A 15893-nucleotide genomic window follows, 5' to 3' on the forward strand; every position below is an offset into this window, starting at 1 on the left:
GCATGTCACGAAGTGACACCCGAAGGGCGAGTATCAGGATGATACGAGTGAATCCTCTCTCGCCGACCAATTTCAAGAAAACCTGCTTTAATAGCAGGTTTTTTTACGTCTGTTGTTTCTGTTGGTAAAGGGCCATCAGTAACTCAAAGCGTGACTCTGACAAGAACATAGATTTAATAGCATTAAAAAAGCCCGCCATTTAAGCGAGCTTTGTTATTGAGAGTAACACTAAGCAACTTTACTCAATATTCTGAATCTGCTCACGCATTTGCTCAATCAGCACCTTCAGCTCAATGGCTGATGTCGTCACTTCCGAGTTAATTGACTTAGAAGCCAATGTGTTCGACTCGCGATTGAATTCCTGCATCATAAAGTCCAGACGGCGGCCAACGGCTTCCGGTTTTTTCAGGATGACGTAGGTTTCTTTTACATGGGCTTCCAGACGGTCCAGCTCTTCAGCAACATCGACACGTTGGGCAAGCATCACCAGCTCTTGTTCCAGACGGTTGTTATCCAACTGGACTTGGGCTTCTTCTAGCTTGCTGAGCAGGCGCTCGCGTTGCCAGACCAGAACTTCTGGCATATGGGCGCGAACCTTTTGTACTTCAGTGCTGACGCCAGCCAGGCGCTGTTCAATCAGTGCTTTTAATGCTGCACCTTCGCGTTCGCGAGCGTCGATAAAGTCGGTTAAGGCAATTTCCAGAGAGGCCATCAATTCACTGCTGATGGCGTCTAAATCCTGGCTCTTGGCTGACATTACGCCAGGCCAGCGCAGGATATCGACCGGATCGATTTCCCCTTCATCACTTTGCATTTTGACCCAGTTAGCTGCCTGAACCAGCTGCGCAGCTAATTCTTTATTCAGCATGAGTTCAGTTTGGGCTGAAGGATCGGGATCAAAACGCAGGTTGCATTCGATTTTTCCGCGGGTCAGACGGGTACGTAAACGTTCGCGAATCACGGGCTCGAGGCTACGAAATTGCTCCGGAAGGCGGATATAAGTTTCCAGATAACGCTGGTTTACGGAACGGAGTTCCCAAGTTGCGCTACCCCATTCGCCTTTGGTTTCGTGGCGAGCATAAGCGGTCATACTGCGGATCATAATCAGGTACCCGTTGATAAAATAAAAATAGATTATACCTATCGGAGGGCTAATCCACCAAGGCGTCAGCGCGCTTTATATCGATTAATCGTTACTTATTGCGGATCAATCTCTCATTATTTTGACAATCATATCGTTAGCGAGTGCTTAGAGGGAGGATGTTTTGTTTTCAGTGAGGGATAAAAAAGAACTGCACCCCAATATTATATTGGAATGCAGTTTTATTAGCATACTTTAGAATTAGTAGCTGGATTTATCTTGGCTGTCAGCGCCAACAATAAATACGCCAGAGCTGGTGCCGATACGGGTCGCGCCAACTTCAATCATGGCTTTTGCTGTTTCTCTGTCACGCACGCCACCGGAAGACTTAACGCCCATTACTGACCCAACGCTTTCACGCATTAGTTTGGTTGCATGTACAGAAGCGCCAGATTTGCTGAAGCCTGTAGAGGTTTTCACAAAGGCAGTACCGATTTCTTTACACATGTGGCAAACCTGAACGATTTCTTCATCAGTCAGCAGGCAAGTTTCCAGAATCACTTTCAGTGGAACGTTACCACAAGCGTTTTGTACCATCTGGATATCATGTTTTACTTCGTCAAACTTGCCGCTTTTCAGCCAGCCGACGTTGATAACCATATCGATCTCTTGAGCGCCAGCTTCGATTGCAGCCTGTGCTTCAAATACTTTAGATGAAGTTAAACCAGCGCCTAATGGGAAGCCAATCACAGAACAAACTGTAACATTCGTGTCTTTCAGACATTTCGCTGCTAGTGGAACATAACCTGAGTTTACGCAAACGGCATAAAAATGATGGGTTATGGCCTCTTCGCACAGCTTGGTGATTTGTGCTTCGGTAGCGTCCATATTTAATAATGTATGGTCAATATAGTTTGCGTAATCAATTTGTTGCTGATTCATATATACCCTCTGAGATTTAAGTAGCTTAACGATTGTGTCGCGATAAAACTTTAACAATTGTCATCAATGTTATAATTTTAACATTAAAAAGCAAGTGTAACTTTGCAAAATAACCTAATTAATCCATTTCCCGGGTTTTATGCCGTGTGAGCCATGTTATAATTTTAACATTAAAAAGCAAGGGTAATTTTACAAGATAATCTAATTAATCCATTTGGCGGGTTTTAAGTTGCGTGACTGGTGTCACACAAATAACATAGATTGGTTTTTGATGTTAACATTCTAACATTGTTAATGGTATAACAATGAGAACACCCTGAATGTTAGTAAAATCACATCGGGACCAATGTTCAGTACATTTTATGGTATGAACGGAAAGAAAAATATAATTCAAAGGGTTTGGAGAGAGGCATGAAATACATTATAGGCGTGCTTAGTATCATTATCATATGTGGCCTTGCCGCTCTGGTTAGTAAGAAACGTAAAGAGATTCGTTTACGTCCGATCTTTGTTATGTTGGCTACCCAATTTATTATGGCCATGCTGTTGCTGAAAACTAACGTCGGCAACACCATTATCATGACCTTTGCGAAAGGATTTGGTTATCTGCTTTCTTATGCTCAGGAAGGGGTTAACTTTGCTTTCGGTAATCTGGTTAATCAAGGCGAGATGTCTTTCTTCGTTTCCGTTTTGCTGCCTATCGTCTTTATCTCAGCGTTAATCGGTATATTGCAACATTGGCATATTCTCGGCTTTATCGTGAAATATATCGGCCTGGGACTCAGCAAAATTAACGGTATGGGTAAGCTCGAATCCTATAACGCTGTGGCTTCAGCTATTTTGGGTCAGTCAGAAGTCTTTATCTCTATTAAAAAGCAGCTCGGTCTGCTGCCCGAACATCGACTGTACACCCTGTGTACTTCGGCGATGTCGACCATTTCGATGGCCATCGTCGGGGCTTACATGCAACTGCTCGACCCGCGTTATGTGGTAACGGCAATGGTATTGAACCTGCTGGGCGGATTTATTATCGCCTCTATTATCAATCCATATCAGGTGCAGCCGGAAGAAGATATTCTGACCATTCAGGAAGAACGCCAAAGCTTTTTTGAAATGCTCAGTGAATACATTCTGGACGGATTTAAAGTTGCAGTCATTGTTGCTGCGATGCTGATTGGCTTTATTGCCTTGATCACTATGGCGAACTCAATTTTTACTGCGGTTCTTGGTATCTCATTTCAAGAGATTCTTGGCTATATCTTTGCTCCTTTAGCTTTTCTGGTGGGTATTCCATGGGAAGAAGCGGTGCAAGCGGGTGGAATCATGGCCACTAAAATTGTCAGTAACGAATTTGTTGCCATGCATCTTCTGATGAACAGTGAGTTCAAGTTTTCTGAGCACTCTATTGCGGTTATTTCAGTCTTTTTAGTCTCTTTCGCTAACTTCTCTTCTATCGGCATTATTGTTGGCGCAATTAAAGCGCTGGATAGTCGTCAGGGAAATACAGCCGCGAGATTTGGTCTGAAACTGCTATACGGTGCATCGTTGGTGAGTTTTTTAAGTGCGACCGTGGTGGGACTACTGTACTAATTCACGGTAATAAATTGATATTAATAAGATAATTCACACTATTTAACCAAACTGATTTTGATCAGAACTGGAGGAAACTATGTTATTACGACCTTCCTTACCTCTCTCGTTTTTAGCGGTGCTGATTGCTGGCACCGTTAACGCCGCCACTGTTGACTTGCGCATCATGGAAACCACCGATGTGCACGGTAACATGATGGATTATGACTACTATAAAGACAAAATGACCGATAAATACGGTTTGGTCAGAACGGCGAAATTGATTGAACAAGCCCGTAAAGAAGCGACCAACAGTGTACTGGTTGATAATGGCGATCTGATTCAGGGCAGCCCAATGGCAGATTATGCAGCTGCCAGTGGTCTGAAGAAAGGCGAAATTCACCCGGTTTATAAGGTGATGAATAACCTTGACTATACCGTAGGTAGTTTAGGTAACCATGAGTTTAACTATGGATTGGATTATCTGAAGCGCGCATTAAGCGGCGCTCGCTTCCCTTATATCAACGCCAACATTTTTGATGCTGAAACCGGTAAGCCGTATTTTAAACAGTATCTGATCGTTGATACGCCGGTAAAAGACCGTGATGGCAAAGAGCATACGGTACGCGTTGGTTATATCGGTTTTGTTCCTCCACAGGTTACCTTGTGGGATAAATCCAACCTGAACGGTAAAGTCGTTACTAAAGATATTACTGAAACAGCAAAACAGTTAGTGCCTGAAATGCGTAAGCAAGGGGCTGATGTGGTAGTGGCTATTGCCCACTCTGGTTTATCAACCGACCCTTATAAAGTATTGGCAGAAAACTCTGTTTATTACCTCAGTGAAGTTGAAGGGATTGATGCTATCGCGTTTGGTCACGCTCACGGTATTTTCCCAGGTAAAGATTTTGCTGACGTTAAAGGCGCAGATATTGAAAAGGGAACCTTAAACGGTATTCCAGCCGTCATGCCAGGTCACTGGGGCGATCATCTGGGTGTGATCGATTTGGTGCTTGAAGGTGAAACCAATAAGTGGAAGATCACTTCTGGTACTGCGAAGGCGCGTCCGGTATTTGATAAAGAAGGCAAGCAGGTTATTAAGGCTGAAGATAAGCTGGTAGATATTATTAAGCATGATCATCAGGCAACACGTGACTTTGTTAATAAGCCAATCGGTAAAATTGACACCAATGTGAATAGCTATCTGGCATTGGTTCAAGACGATCCATTGATTCAGATCGTACGCGATGCGCAAAAAGCTTACGTTGAACATTATATTCAGGGCGATCCAGACCTGGATGGCTATAAAGTGATTTCTGCCGCTGCACCGTTTAAAGCCGGTGGACGTAAGAACGATCCAGCTGCCTTCGTTAATATTAATAAAGGTGAGTTAACCTTCCGTAATGCTGCGGATATTTACCAGTATTCCAATACTCTGGCCGCGGTGAAAATCACCGGTCAGGATGTGCGTGAATGGCTGGAGTGTTCTGCCGGCATGTATAACCAGATTGATGTGAATAGCGCTAAACCACAGCACTTATTCAACTGGGACGGTTTCAGAACCTATAATTTTGATATGTTTGATGGCGTTAGCTATCAGATCGATGTGACTAAACCAGCGCGTTATGACCGTGACTGTAATTTGGTTAACCCGAATTCACATCGTATTACTAACCTGACCTATGAAGGTAAGCCGCTTGATGCTAAGCAGAAATTCCTGGCGGCGGTAAATAATTATCGTGCATATAGTGGTACATTCTCGGGTACCGGAGAGAAGAATGTTGCCTTCTCAGCGCCAGATGAAGTTCGCTCAGTGGTTGCCAACTATATTAGCAGCGAGACTAAGAAACACGGTGTACTGACGCCAGCGACTAAATATGGTTGGAGTATTGCGCCTATTGCTGCTCCACAACAGCTGGATATCCGTGTCGAAACTTCACCAAGTGAAACTGCGGCGGCCTTTATTAAAGACCATGCTCAGTATCCAATGACTTTTGTTGGTCATGATGATATTGGTTTCGCGGTTTATAAGATTGATTTGCAAAAGAAATAAAAGAGGTAGCTATGTTAACTCCATTCAAGCGTATACATGTCGTTGTGATTGACTCCGTAGGTATTGGAGCAGCACCGGACGCTGCGCAATTTGGTGACGTGGGTGCTGATACGCTTGGCCATATTGCCGAGTCGGTCAGCCAATTGAATGTTCCCAATATGGCAGGACTGGGGCTGGCGAATATCCGGCCCTTGAAGGGAGTTTCCAAAGCGGAACAGCCGTCCGGTTATTACGGTAAAATGCAGGAAATTTCTGCTAGCAAGGATACATTGACCGGTCATTGGGAAATGATGGGGATCTATGTTGATCAGCCATTTAGCGTGTTCCCGGATGGCTTTCCAGCCGAACTGATTGAGAAAATCGAAGCTTTTTCCGGTCGTAAAGTGATCGGTAATAAACCTGCCAGCGGCACTGATGTTCTTGATGAGCTGGGTGAACAGCAGCTGGCCAGTGGTGATTTGATTGTATACACCTCTGCGGATTCTGTTTTGCAAATCGCTGCCAATGAAGCAGTGATTCCGCTGGAAGAGCTATATCGTATTTGTGAATACTGCCGTGAAATTACACGTGATGAGCCATATCGTATTGGGCGGATAATTGCCCGTCCTTACGTTGGGGATTGCCGTGAAAACTTTACCCGTACCACCAATCGTCATGACTATGCGCTGAAGCCGTTTACGCCAACCGTATTGGATGCGCTGAAATCTGCCGGCAACGATGTAGTTGCATTGGGGAAAATCAGCGACATTTTTGACGGCGAAGGTATCACCCGCAGCATTCGTACCAGCGGCAATATGGACGGTATGGATAAGTTTATTAGCCTGCTAAGCGAACCTTTTCATGGCATCAGTTTCCTGAATCTGGTCGATTTTGATGCGCTATACGGCCATCGTCGTGACGTTCAGGGTTATGCCCAGGCGTTGGAAGAGTTTGATGCTCGTTTACCGGCGGTATTTGCTGGTATGGGGCAGGACGATCTGCTGATTATTACTGCCGATCATGGTAACGATCCGACGGCAGAAGGTACCGATCATACTAGAGAGTTTGTTCCGCTACTGGCCTATTCAAAACGCTTTAAGCAAGGTGGCGATCTGGCGATTCGTCAGGCATTTGCCGATTTGGGCGCCACCATTGCAGAGAATTTTGGACTGGAAAAACCGAATTACGGTGACAGCTTTCTGAACAAATTAATTTAATTAACTTTTAGGCAATTAAGTCTAAAAGTTCCAGAATGATAAGAGGATTTGCATAATGAGAATGGTTGATCTAATTGCGAAAAAGCGCGATGGGAAGGAATTAACCACTGAAGAAATTAATTTCTTCATCAATGGTTATACTGATAGCTCCATTCCTGATTATCAGGCTAGCGCGTTAGCAATGGCTATTTACTTTCAGGATATGAATGACCGTGAACGTGCCGATCTGACGATGGCAATGGTTAACTCTGGTGAAGTGATTGACCTGTCTGAGATTGATGGCGTTAAAGTGGACAAACACTCTACCGGTGGCGTTGGTGATACCACAACTTTAGTTCTGGCTCCATTGGTCGCTGCTTTAGATATTCCTGTGGCGAAAATGTCTGGTCGTGGTTTAGGCCATACCGGCGGAACCATCGATAAGCTGGAAGCGGTAGAAGGTTTCCACGTTGAAATCACCAAAGAGCAGTTTATTGATCTAGTGAACCGCAACAAAGTTGCTGTTATTGGTCAAACCGGCAACTTAACGCCTGCAGATAAAAAGTTATACGCGCTGCGTGATGTTACCGGAACGGTGAACTCTATTCCGTTAATCGCTGGCTCTATCATGAGTAAGAAAATTGCCGCAGGTGCTGATGCCATCGTTCTGGATGTTAAAACCGGTGCTGGCGCGTTTATGAAAACCAATGAAGATGCTATCGAGCTAGCGAAAGCGATGGTACGTATCGGTAATAACGTTGGTCGTAAAACCATGGCGGTTATTTCAGATATGTCCCAACCGCTAGGTTATGCAATTGGTAACTCTCTGGAAGTTCAAGAAGCGATTGATACTCTGCGCGGTCAGGGCCCGGAAGATTTAACTGAGTTAGTTATGGCTCTAGGCTGTCAGATGGTCGTTTTAGCGGGTAAAGCAGATACGCTGGAAGGCGCACGCGTTTTACTAGAAGAAGTGATTGCTAACGGTAAGGCTTTAGAGAAATTCCGTACCTTCCTGGAAAGTCAGGGTGGTAATGGTGCTGTAATTGACGATCCTAATGCACTGCCTCAGGCCGCTCATTTGATTGAAGTTCCAGCTAAAACCAGTGGTGTAGTTTCAAATATCGTCGCTGATGAATTAGGTGTTGCTGCCATGCTGTTAGGTGCAGGACGAGCAACCAAAGAAGATACTATCGATTTATCCGTTGGTTTAATGCTGCGCAAGAAAGTGGGCGACAAAGTTGAAGCTGGCGAGTCGTTGGTAACGGTTTATGCAAACCGTCCGGATGTAGCTGCTGTTATTGATAAAATTTATAATAACATCACTATTTCCGATCGTGCTGAAGTGCCAACATTAATTCACACAATTATTACTGAATAAATTTAAGTTATTCATACCTTATGTCGATATTAATATATAGACATAAGGTATTTTCATCAGCCATCAATGAATATTAATTAAGGAATATATACCTGACTAATTATTAAAAATTAAATTTACGCTTTATAGCATCATTAAATAATAAAAACTTTCCATCAAATAATTACCAAAATTTGGCGTATTTGTTCGCCTATTTTTTGGGCATGAACAGGGATTGCATTAATGAGAATAAATACCTTACATAAGCTTTCTGTTGCTTTATTGACTAGCGCATTGCTGCCTTTATCCGCTTATGCTGAGTCGCAGAAAAATGATACAACGCCTGAGTTTTTAGCCGATTTTGTCAACAATAGTCAGCTGGATTTTTCACTGCGTAACGTATTTAAAAATTTAAATACTTCTGACTACGGTGAGCGTTCTGTACAAACCGCATGGGGTCAGGGATTCACCCTTGACTATCGTTCGGGTTATTTAGCCGATATGATCGGTGTTGATGCTTCTTATTACAGTGTGTTAAAGCTGGCGAACAGTGATGAGTTCTATGGCCGTAGCGTACTTTATAACGATAATGGTGAAGCGAAAGGCTTTAACAAGATGGGACAGATCTACGGTAAGTTCCGTCTGGGCGATGATGATACTTACTTCCATTTGTACAGCGGTTGGAAAGAACTGCGTAAATGGGGTGCGTTGAATATTTCTACTCGTGCTATTCCTAGCTCCTATTTGGGCTGGAGTGCTGAAGCAGGTACTGGCCCATTGAGATTAAGAGGGGCTTATGTCACGCGTTATACCGATCGTGATTCACCTGAAAAAGTTCACTTCCGCAGTGCAGATAGGAAGCGTCAGATCAGTAATATTTCTACTGCCGATGTGAAATATCAGCTTCAGGATTATAGCGCGCTATATTTCTGGGGAGAAAGCCATGACTATATGCGTCGTCAGGGCCTTGAGCTGGAATGGAAACCGTCAACAATGGCGGGTAATAAGCTCCGTGTGACTTCATTATTCTATCTGAATCAGGGATTGGATAACTGGACTGAAATGTCCACTTCACATAAAACCTTTAATAAAAACGCTTATCACTATGCGCTAATGGCTCAGTGGCAAGCCGATCGTTGGAAGCATAAAGTGGGTGCTTCATATACGGTAGCGAAGTTGGATGATGGGCTGGGTCGTTTTGAGTGGCACTTAGCGAAAAACAGCCGGGGAACGTTTAACTCCATGGCGGATAGCTGGGGTAATGACTACGTTGGGCATAAAGAGAAAATGATTGCCTGGACGCCTGGCTATGCTGTTACGCCTGAAATTGAAGTGGGTGCAGTCACTAACTACGGCTGGGGCATGAAGTATAAAGGCGTTAGCATTGATCGCGGCGAAACCCTGCTTTATACCCGTTGGGCTCCAGTAGATGGTAAGTTGAAAAACCTGAGCGTTCAGCTTTCTGGTGGACCATCTTGGAACTTCCAAAGTAAGCGTAACAAGCCAATCTTGAATGAATCGCAAGATAAAGCGTTACTGGCGCAGAATCACTCTATTGAATTACAGATTGATTATAAGTTTAAGATTTTCTAATAATTATTGTTGAAATAAAAAAGGGCGGTTATGCCGCCCTTTGTCCAGTTGTAACAATAACAAGCCTCTATTGTTACGGCCGGAAAATTATTAGTCGCGTTATCATCAAGTTGAAGGGCGGAATAACCGCCCTTTTTTATGGCTTAATAAATCACACCGATATCGTGTTGATAACAGTAATCGAGATAACTCTTGTCTGGTTGCTGATCGGTGATGATTTTATCAAATTGATTGAGTGTGCCGAAACGTCCTGGCTTGGTTTTATCGAACTTATAGGCATCGGCGATAAGTATTTTCTGTTTTGAGGCTGACATGGCCTGCATTTTCATTCTGACTTCATCCAGAATAAAGCTGGTTACGCCATGTTCCAGGGACACACCTGCCGCAGAAATAAAAGCTTTATTGGGGCGGATAAAATCCAACTCATTATTTGCACCAACCGGTGTGAAAATATAGGAACTGGTTTTGAATTCACCACCGCATAAAATAACGGTGCAGTTGGGCTTATTCTTGAGTGATAGAAAGGTATTCAGAGAATAACACACCCCGGTAAACCTCAGTTCATCAGGAATGTTTTCAATAATAAACGGCAGAGTAGTACCGGAGTCAAAGAACACCGTGTCATTCTCTTCAATCTGTTGGGCTGCCAGTTTTCCGATATATCTTTTCTCATCAATATTTTTAGATTTCTGCTCGCTGAGAAAATAGTGATTAACGTTATTGTTTTTAGGATCGATAACAATATAGCCACCGAGCACGATAAGAGAATAGGGATTGTCATTTAAATCGCGGCGAATAGTCATTTCCGAAACGCCTAATGATTGTGCGGCATCGCGTAAATGAATTTTATCGCCTTCTTTTAATGTTTGAATTAGCTTTTGTAAGCGCTCTCCACGCGGGGTATCCATTGAATGATCCTGCATAAAAGTGAATTGATATAATGTTATTGAGCGCCATGAAAATTAAGCATAAGATGCATTCTTCCTGACAACTGGTTCATTATTATAATAATACTGCTTGATGTCCAGATAAGTCGGTAGCGATTTTGGCACACGGTTTAGCTGGTGATTATAGCTATTTTTTGAGCATCATCGGATTTTATTTTTCTAAAGAAAATATTATGCTGTTGAAGAAGCGTCGACCAGTGACCTGTAACAAACTATGGTTTATTACCCGTTTGAATTAGCTACTATTTTGGTTGATTCAGTAACAGATTCAATATTGACTCGCTGGTAAAACATTATTGCAGGTATTAATGTTTCAGGATATAAAAAGTACTATCTAATTAAAATATAAAGGAATAGTTATGAAAAAAATGTCGATTTTAGTCCTGGTGGTGTTGGCTATGGCAGGGTGTGCTTCCAAATATTCAATTATGACTAAATATCATAAACAGTGCGATGCTCAGAACCCTGAGGCGAATGCTTATGTTGGTTACGTTGACTGTATGAACGCATTATTAGCTGCGGACCATAAAGTGAGCCAAGGTAGTGGAGCTATCAATATTATGGCAACGGCTAATAAGTATAAGCAGCAGGTAATCGATGGAAAAATGACGGGTAAAGAGGCAAAACTTGCTTTCCAAAACCAATATAAAAGATTCATTTTTAATTTTGGTAATCCTGAATCCACCGAGTCTGTTGCCGCAGCTCCTGCAGTTAACTAATCGATATTTCTCTATTTTTATGGCCCACCCTGTGGTGGGCTTACTTTTATCGATAAGAATGTATTTATTCTTTGCCAGTCAGATAAAAGTCTCTTAGCTGCGGTAAAGTTTACTGTCCATGATAGGCATAGCGCTACGAAGTCAGTATAATGCGCGGTCACAGAAGCAGGGGGCGTTCCTCAATATTTTTAATAATTATATTGTGGAACACTTCCTGAGCCACCAATAAATACACCCGTGGAGATTATTGCATGCGTCCAGAAGGTCGAAGTGCTCAACAAGTACGCCCTATTACCTTTACTCGCCATTATACCAAACATGCGGAAGGTTCCGTTTTGGTAGAGTTTGGTGAAACTAAAGTGCTGTGTACGGCGACAATTGAAGAAGGTGTACCGCGTTTTCTGAAAGGGCAAGGTCAGGGATGGATCACTGCTGAATACGGCATGCTACCACGTTCAACCCATACTCGTAATCCACGTGAAGCGGCAAAAGGCAAGCAAGGGGGACGCACGCTGGAGATTCAGCGTCTGATCGCTCGTTCACTGCGTGCCGCGGTTGATCTAACCTTGTTAGGTGAGTTCACTATTACATTGGATTGTGATGTGTTACAGGCGGATGGTGGCACGCGTACCGCATCGATTAGCGGAGCCTGCGTAGCATTGGCTGACGCGCTAAACTCGTTGGTTGCCAAAGGTAAGTTGAAGAAGAACCCAATGAAATGTATGGTCGCTGCGGTATCCGTGGGCATTGTGGGTGGCGAGGCCCTTTGCGATTTGGAGTATGTGGAAGATTCTGCTGCTGAAACCGATATGAATGTGGTGATGACCGATGACGGTCGCATGATTGAAGTACAGGGTACGGCAGAAGGTGAGCCGTTTACTCATGAAGAGTTGTTAGAGTTATTGGCTCTGGCTCGTCAGGGAATAGATACCATTATTCAGGCTCAAATAGCCGTATTGGCACAGTAGTTGAAAAGCGACGGAAACGTCGCTTTTTTATGATTTAATTATTGTTATTCAGTTAAGGAGAGGCCGTTTATGAAACCCTATCAACGCCAGTTTATTGAGTTCGCACTGAATAAACAGGTATTAAAGTTTGGCGAATTCCACCTGAAATCCGGTCGAGTTAGTCCATACTTTTTTAATGCGGGTCTCTTTAATACTGGACGTGATTTGGCGTTGCTCGGGCGTTTTTATGCGGCAGCACTGGTAGATTCCGGTATAGCGTTTGATTTACTGTTTGGGCCAGCCTACAAAGGTATTCCGATTGCCACTACTACGGCGGTTGCTCTGTCTGAACATCATGATATTGATATTCCTTACTGTTTTAATCGTAAAGAAACCAAAGATCACGGTGAAGGCGGCAGTTTGGTGGGGAGCCCTCTGACCGGCCGCGTTATGCTGGTTGATGATGTGATTACTGCCGGTACTGCTATTCGTGAATCAATGGAAGTGATTCGTCAGCATGACGCAACATTGAGCGGAGTATTGATTTCTCTCGATCGTCAAGAGCGTGGCCGTGGTGAACTGTCAGCCATTCAGGAAGTAAAGCGTGATTACCAATGTGAGGTGATTACTATTGTTACGCTGGATGATTTAGTAGAGTATCTGACGGAGAAGCCAGAGATGGTGGAACAACTGGCGGCCATCCAAGCTTATCGTAGTGAGTTTGGCGTTTAATCGCCTGAAATAGGTTTAGATAAAGTACCATGCTGCCCTGAATGAAGGCAGCATGGCATGATGAAAAAGTCTTAAAGCAGAATGTCACACAGGGCAGGATCTTTGCGATCCAGATAATGAATTGACTGAATTCGCCGAATGGTACGGGATTTACCGCGGATCATGAGGGTTTCAGTTGTGGCCATATTCCCTTTGCGCTGAATACCATTCAACAGATCGCCTTTAGTGATACCGGTGGCTGAAAAAATAATATTATCGTTACGCGCCATATCGCCCAACTTAAGTACCTTTCCTGCCTCAATGCCCATTTGGCGGCAACGCTCCAGCTCTTGTTCACCGATGCGGCGATTCTCTTCACTGTCCCCTTTTACCTGATGACGAGCCAGTAAACGGGACTGCATATCGCCGTCTAGTGCTCGAATGACGGCAGCAGAGATAACGCCTTCTGGTGCACCACCGATCCCGTACATCACATCGACTTCACTGTCTGGCATGCAGGTCAAGATAGAGGCAGCAACATCACCGTCAGGAATGGCGAATACTTTGACGCCTAGCTGCTGCATCTCAGCAATAACCCCATCGTGACGCGGCTTAGCCAGCGTGATCACAGTTAAAGACTCCAGGGGTTTCTCTAATTTAGCGGCAATACGAATCAGGTTTTCACGCAGGGGCAAATTTAAGTCAATGGTATCTTTGGCGCCAGGGCCAACAACCAGTTTTTCCATGTACATATCAGGCGCATGCAGGAAGGCACCTTTTTCTGCTACGGCCAATACTGATAAAGCATTAGCCTGACCCATCGCGGTCATACGGGTACCTTCGATGGGATCAACTGCGATATCGACCGCATCACCATGACCAGTTCCCACTTTTTCCCCGATATAAAGCATTGGGGCTTCGTCGATCTCACCTTCACCAATCACGATTTCGCCGTCGATATTGACCTGATTTAGTACAATTCGCATGGCTTCTACTGCCGCACCGTCGGCTTTATTTTTATCGCCGCGGCCTAAATAGCGGTAACCGGCCAGTGCAGCGGCCTCAGTGACACGGGAAAACTCAATCGCTAATTCACGTTTCATTTGTTGGGTCCGTCTGTAGTGAAGAATGGATGATGAATGGAAAAATATTGATGGGATCTTATCACAGTTAACTCGGGTAAAAAGAGGGTGATAAGCGAATTATCAACAAACAAAAGGCCCGCAAGCGGGCCTTTTGTTATCGAGAGCGTTTTATTACGCGTCGTGCTCTTCCCAGTCACGGGCACGAGCCACGGCTTTCTGCCAGCCTTTATAACGGTAGTTACGCTCGGTGGTTTCGATACCGGGTTTAAATACTCGCTCGATATCTGCTTTGCTTTTCACTTCTTCCAGATCGCTCCAGAACCCAACGGCTAAACCGGCCAAGTAAGCTGCACCTAATGCGGTCACTTCGCGTACTGCCGGGCGTTCTACAGAGGTACCCAGAATGTCTGATTGGAACTGCATCAGGAAGTTATTGGATACGGCACCGCCGTCAACGCGTAAAGCTTTAAGGCGTGTGCCTGCATCGGCCTGCATCGCATCCAAAACGTCTCTGGTTTGATAAGCGATAGATTCCAGCGTTGCGCGGATGATGTGGTTAGAGTTCACGCCGCGGGTTAGACCGAGAATGGCGCCACGAGCATAAGGATCCCAATATGGTGCGCCTAAACCGGTAAAGGCTGGTACCACATATACGCCGTTGCTGTCTTTGACTTTAGTAGCGAAATATTCGGAGTCCATAGCATCGTTAAACAGTTTTAGTTCATCGCGTAGCCACTGGATAGACGCACCACCGATAAACACCGCACCTTCCAATGCATAGTTCACTTCACCACGTGGGCCACAGGCGATGGTGGTTAACAGGCCATGGTCGGACTTCACGACTTCTTTGCCGGTGTTCATCAGTAGGAAACAACCGGTACCATAGGTGTTCTTCGCCATACCTGGTTGGACGCATAAATGACCGAATAGTGCTGCCTGTTGGTCTCCGGCCATACCAGAAATAGGAATACGCGTACCGCCTTTACCACCAATATTGGTTTTGCCATAAATTTCCGAAGACGGACGAACTTCCGGCAGCATTTCCCGAGGAATATCCAACGCTTCCAGCATGCGTTGATCCCATTCCAGCGTTTTGATATTGAACAGCATCGTACGGGAGGCATTGGTGTAATCGGTAACGTGGATGCGCCCCTGCGTCATATTCCATACCAGCCAAGTATCGACGGTACCAAACAGTAATTCACCGCGTTTTGCGCGCTCACGAGCGCCTTCGACGTTATCCAGAATCCACTTCACTTTGGTACCAGAGAAGTAGGGGTCAACAACCAAACCCGTATTTTCACGGATATAGTCTGTCATGCCTTCTTTTTTCAACTGCTCACAAATGCTGGCGGTTCTGCGGCATTGCCATACGATAGCGTTATAGATTGGTTTACCGGTTGCTTTATCCCAGACGATAGTGGTTTCACGCTGGTTGGTGATACCTATTGCAGCGACTTCATCTGAGCTGATGCCAGTTTGTGCCAGTACTTCAACTAATACCGCGCTTTGGGTGGCCCAAATTTCCATCGGGTCATGTTCTACCCAACCAGCATGGGGATAAATTTGGGTAAATTCACGCTGCGATACACCGATGATGTTAGCATCGTGGTCCAAAACCACGGCTCGTGAACTGGTCGTCCCCTGATCGAGGGCTACAATATATTTCTGTTCAGTCGTCATTGCGGTAACTCCGTGAATTGACGTGTGGTAA

General features: G+C 44.6%; 13 protein-coding genes. 8 read left to right on the plus strand and 5 right to left on the minus strand.

From position 1 onward, the window contains the following. Positions 1-238 precede the first annotated feature (238 nt). Both BMZ28_RS15630 and deoC read right to left on the minus strand, forming a co-directional pair. Complete coding sequence (locus tag BMZ28_RS15630) at positions 239-1102, minus strand: YicC/YloC family endoribonuclease (protein ID WP_074824642.1); 864 nt, start codon at positions 1100-1102, stop codon at positions 239-241. A 240-nt stretch (positions 1103-1342) separates the two neighbouring features. After that, positions 1343-2023, minus strand: coding sequence for a deoxyribose-phosphate aldolase (gene deoC / locus BMZ28_RS15635; protein WP_074824645.1), 681 nt, complete (start codon positions 2021-2023; stop codon positions 1343-1345). Positions 2024-2434: 411 nt separating this feature from the next. On the opposite strand from deoC, the gene BMZ28_RS15640 reads away from it, so the two are divergent. The 5 genes from BMZ28_RS15640 (at position 2435) to BMZ28_RS15660 (ending at position 9770) form a co-directional block, all read left to right on the plus strand. Beyond that, positions 2435-3613 carry a NupC/NupG family nucleoside CNT transporter gene (locus BMZ28_RS15640; RefSeq protein ID WP_047782246.1) on the plus strand — a complete coding sequence of 393 codons (1179 nt, stop codon included), beginning with the start codon at positions 2435-2437 and terminating at the stop codon, positions 3611-3613. A 79-nt stretch (positions 3614-3692) separates the two neighbouring features. After that, a complete protein-coding gene (locus BMZ28_RS15645; protein ID WP_074824648.1) occupies positions 3693-5645 on the plus strand; it encodes a bifunctional 2',3'-cyclic-nucleotide 2'-phosphodiesterase/3'-nucleotidase in 1953 nt (650 codons plus the stop codon). An 11-nt stretch (positions 5646-5656) separates the two neighbouring features. Beyond that, on the plus strand, positions 5657-6841 hold the full coding sequence (gene deoB, locus BMZ28_RS15650) for a phosphopentomutase (RefSeq protein ID WP_074824652.1): 1185 nt from the start codon (positions 5657-5659) through the stop codon (positions 6839-6841). Between the two features lie 55 nt (positions 6842-6896). Further along, a complete protein-coding gene (locus BMZ28_RS15655) occupies positions 6897-8198 on the plus strand; it encodes a pyrimidine-nucleoside phosphorylase (RefSeq protein WP_047782243.1) in 1302 nt (433 codons plus the stop codon). A 222-nt stretch (positions 8199-8420) separates the two neighbouring features. Further along, positions 8421-9770, plus strand: coding sequence for an OprD family outer membrane porin (locus tag BMZ28_RS15660; RefSeq protein ID WP_082119004.1), 1350 nt, complete (start codon positions 8421-8423; stop codon positions 9768-9770). A gap of 143 nt (positions 9771-9913) precedes the next feature. Here BMZ28_RS15660 and deoR read toward each other — a convergent pair whose 3' ends face one another. After that, entirely contained in the window at positions 9914-10678 is a 765-nt protein-coding gene (gene deoR / locus BMZ28_RS15665; RefSeq protein WP_047782242.1) for a DNA-binding transcriptional repressor DeoR, read from the minus strand. Between the two features lie 398 nt (positions 10679-11076). Here deoR and BMZ28_RS15670 point away from each other — a divergent pair, with 398 nt between their 5' ends. The 3 genes from BMZ28_RS15670 to pyrE all read left to right on the plus strand — a co-directional run bounded on the left by BMZ28_RS15670 (position 11077) and on the right by pyrE (position 13115). Beyond that, entirely contained in the window at positions 11077-11436 is a 360-nt protein-coding gene (locus BMZ28_RS15670; RefSeq protein ID WP_074824655.1) for a hypothetical protein, read from the plus strand. A gap of 251 nt (positions 11437-11687) precedes the next feature. Continuing rightward, the gene (gene rph, locus BMZ28_RS15675; protein WP_047782240.1) at positions 11688-12404 is read left to right on the plus strand and encodes a ribonuclease PH; all 717 of its coding nucleotides are present in this window, start codon (positions 11688-11690) and stop codon (positions 12402-12404) included. Positions 12405-12473: 69 nt separating this feature from the next. Then, positions 12474-13115, plus strand: a complete 642-nt coding sequence (pyrE, locus tag BMZ28_RS15680; RefSeq protein ID WP_047782239.1) for an orotate phosphoribosyltransferase — start codon at positions 12474-12476, stop codon at positions 13113-13115. Positions 13116-13186: 71 nt separating this feature from the next. Here pyrE and glpX read toward each other — a convergent pair whose 3' ends face one another. Both glpX and glpK read right to left on the minus strand, forming a co-directional pair. Beyond that, positions 13187-14197 (minus strand): class II fructose-bisphosphatase, encoded by a 1011-nt coding sequence (gene glpX, locus BMZ28_RS15685; RefSeq protein ID WP_047782238.1) that lies wholly within the window; start codon positions 14195-14197, stop codon positions 13187-13189. 153 nt (positions 14198-14350) lie between these two features. After that, a complete protein-coding gene (glpK, locus tag BMZ28_RS15690) occupies positions 14351-15862 on the minus strand; it encodes a glycerol kinase GlpK (RefSeq protein ID WP_047782237.1) in 1512 nt (503 codons plus the stop codon). Positions 15863-15893: the final 31 nt, after the last annotated feature.

Source organism: Pragia fontium DSM 5563 = ATCC 49100 (genome assembly GCF_900112475.1).
Taxonomy (GTDB): domain Bacteria; phylum Pseudomonadota; class Gammaproteobacteria; order Enterobacterales; family Enterobacteriaceae; genus Pragia; species Pragia fontium.

What these genes read in the sequence shown, in the direction of transcription:
- BMZ28_RS15630 (WP_074824642.1), bottom strand. Translation starts at nt 1,102, where the DNA reads ATGATCCGCAGTATGACCGCTTATGCTCGCCACGAAACCAAAGGCGAA.
- deoC (WP_074824645.1), bottom strand. Translation starts at nt 2,023, where the DNA reads ATGAATCAGCAACAAATTGATTACGCAAACTATATTGACCATACATTA.
- BMZ28_RS15640 (WP_047782246.1), top strand. Translation starts at nt 2,435, where the DNA reads ATGAAATACATTATAGGCGTGCTTAGTATCATTATCATATGTGGCCTT.
- BMZ28_RS15645 (WP_074824648.1), top strand. Translation starts at nt 3,693, where the DNA reads ATGTTATTACGACCTTCCTTACCTCTCTCGTTTTTAGCGGTGCTGATT.
- deoB (WP_074824652.1), top strand. Translation starts at nt 5,657, where the DNA reads ATGTTAACTCCATTCAAGCGTATACATGTCGTTGTGATTGACTCCGTA.
- BMZ28_RS15655 (WP_047782243.1), top strand. Translation starts at nt 6,897, where the DNA reads ATGAGAATGGTTGATCTAATTGCGAAAAAGCGCGATGGGAAGGAATTA.
- BMZ28_RS15660 (WP_082119004.1), top strand. Translation starts at nt 8,421, where the DNA reads ATGAGAATAAATACCTTACATAAGCTTTCTGTTGCTTTATTGACTAGC.
- deoR (WP_047782242.1), bottom strand. Translation starts at nt 10,678, where the DNA reads ATGGATACCCCGCGTGGAGAGCGCTTACAAAAGCTAATTCAAACATTA.
- BMZ28_RS15670 (WP_074824655.1), top strand. Translation starts at nt 11,077, where the DNA reads ATGAAAAAAATGTCGATTTTAGTCCTGGTGGTGTTGGCTATGGCAGGG.
- rph (WP_047782240.1), top strand. Translation starts at nt 11,688, where the DNA reads ATGCGTCCAGAAGGTCGAAGTGCTCAACAAGTACGCCCTATTACCTTT.
- pyrE (WP_047782239.1), top strand. Translation starts at nt 12,474, where the DNA reads ATGAAACCCTATCAACGCCAGTTTATTGAGTTCGCACTGAATAAACAG.
- glpX (WP_047782238.1), bottom strand. Translation starts at nt 14,197, where the DNA reads ATGAAACGTGAATTAGCGATTGAGTTTTCCCGTGTCACTGAGGCCGCT.
- glpK (WP_047782237.1), bottom strand. Translation starts at nt 15,862, where the DNA reads ATGACGACTGAACAGAAATATATTGTAGCCCTCGATCAGGGGACGACC.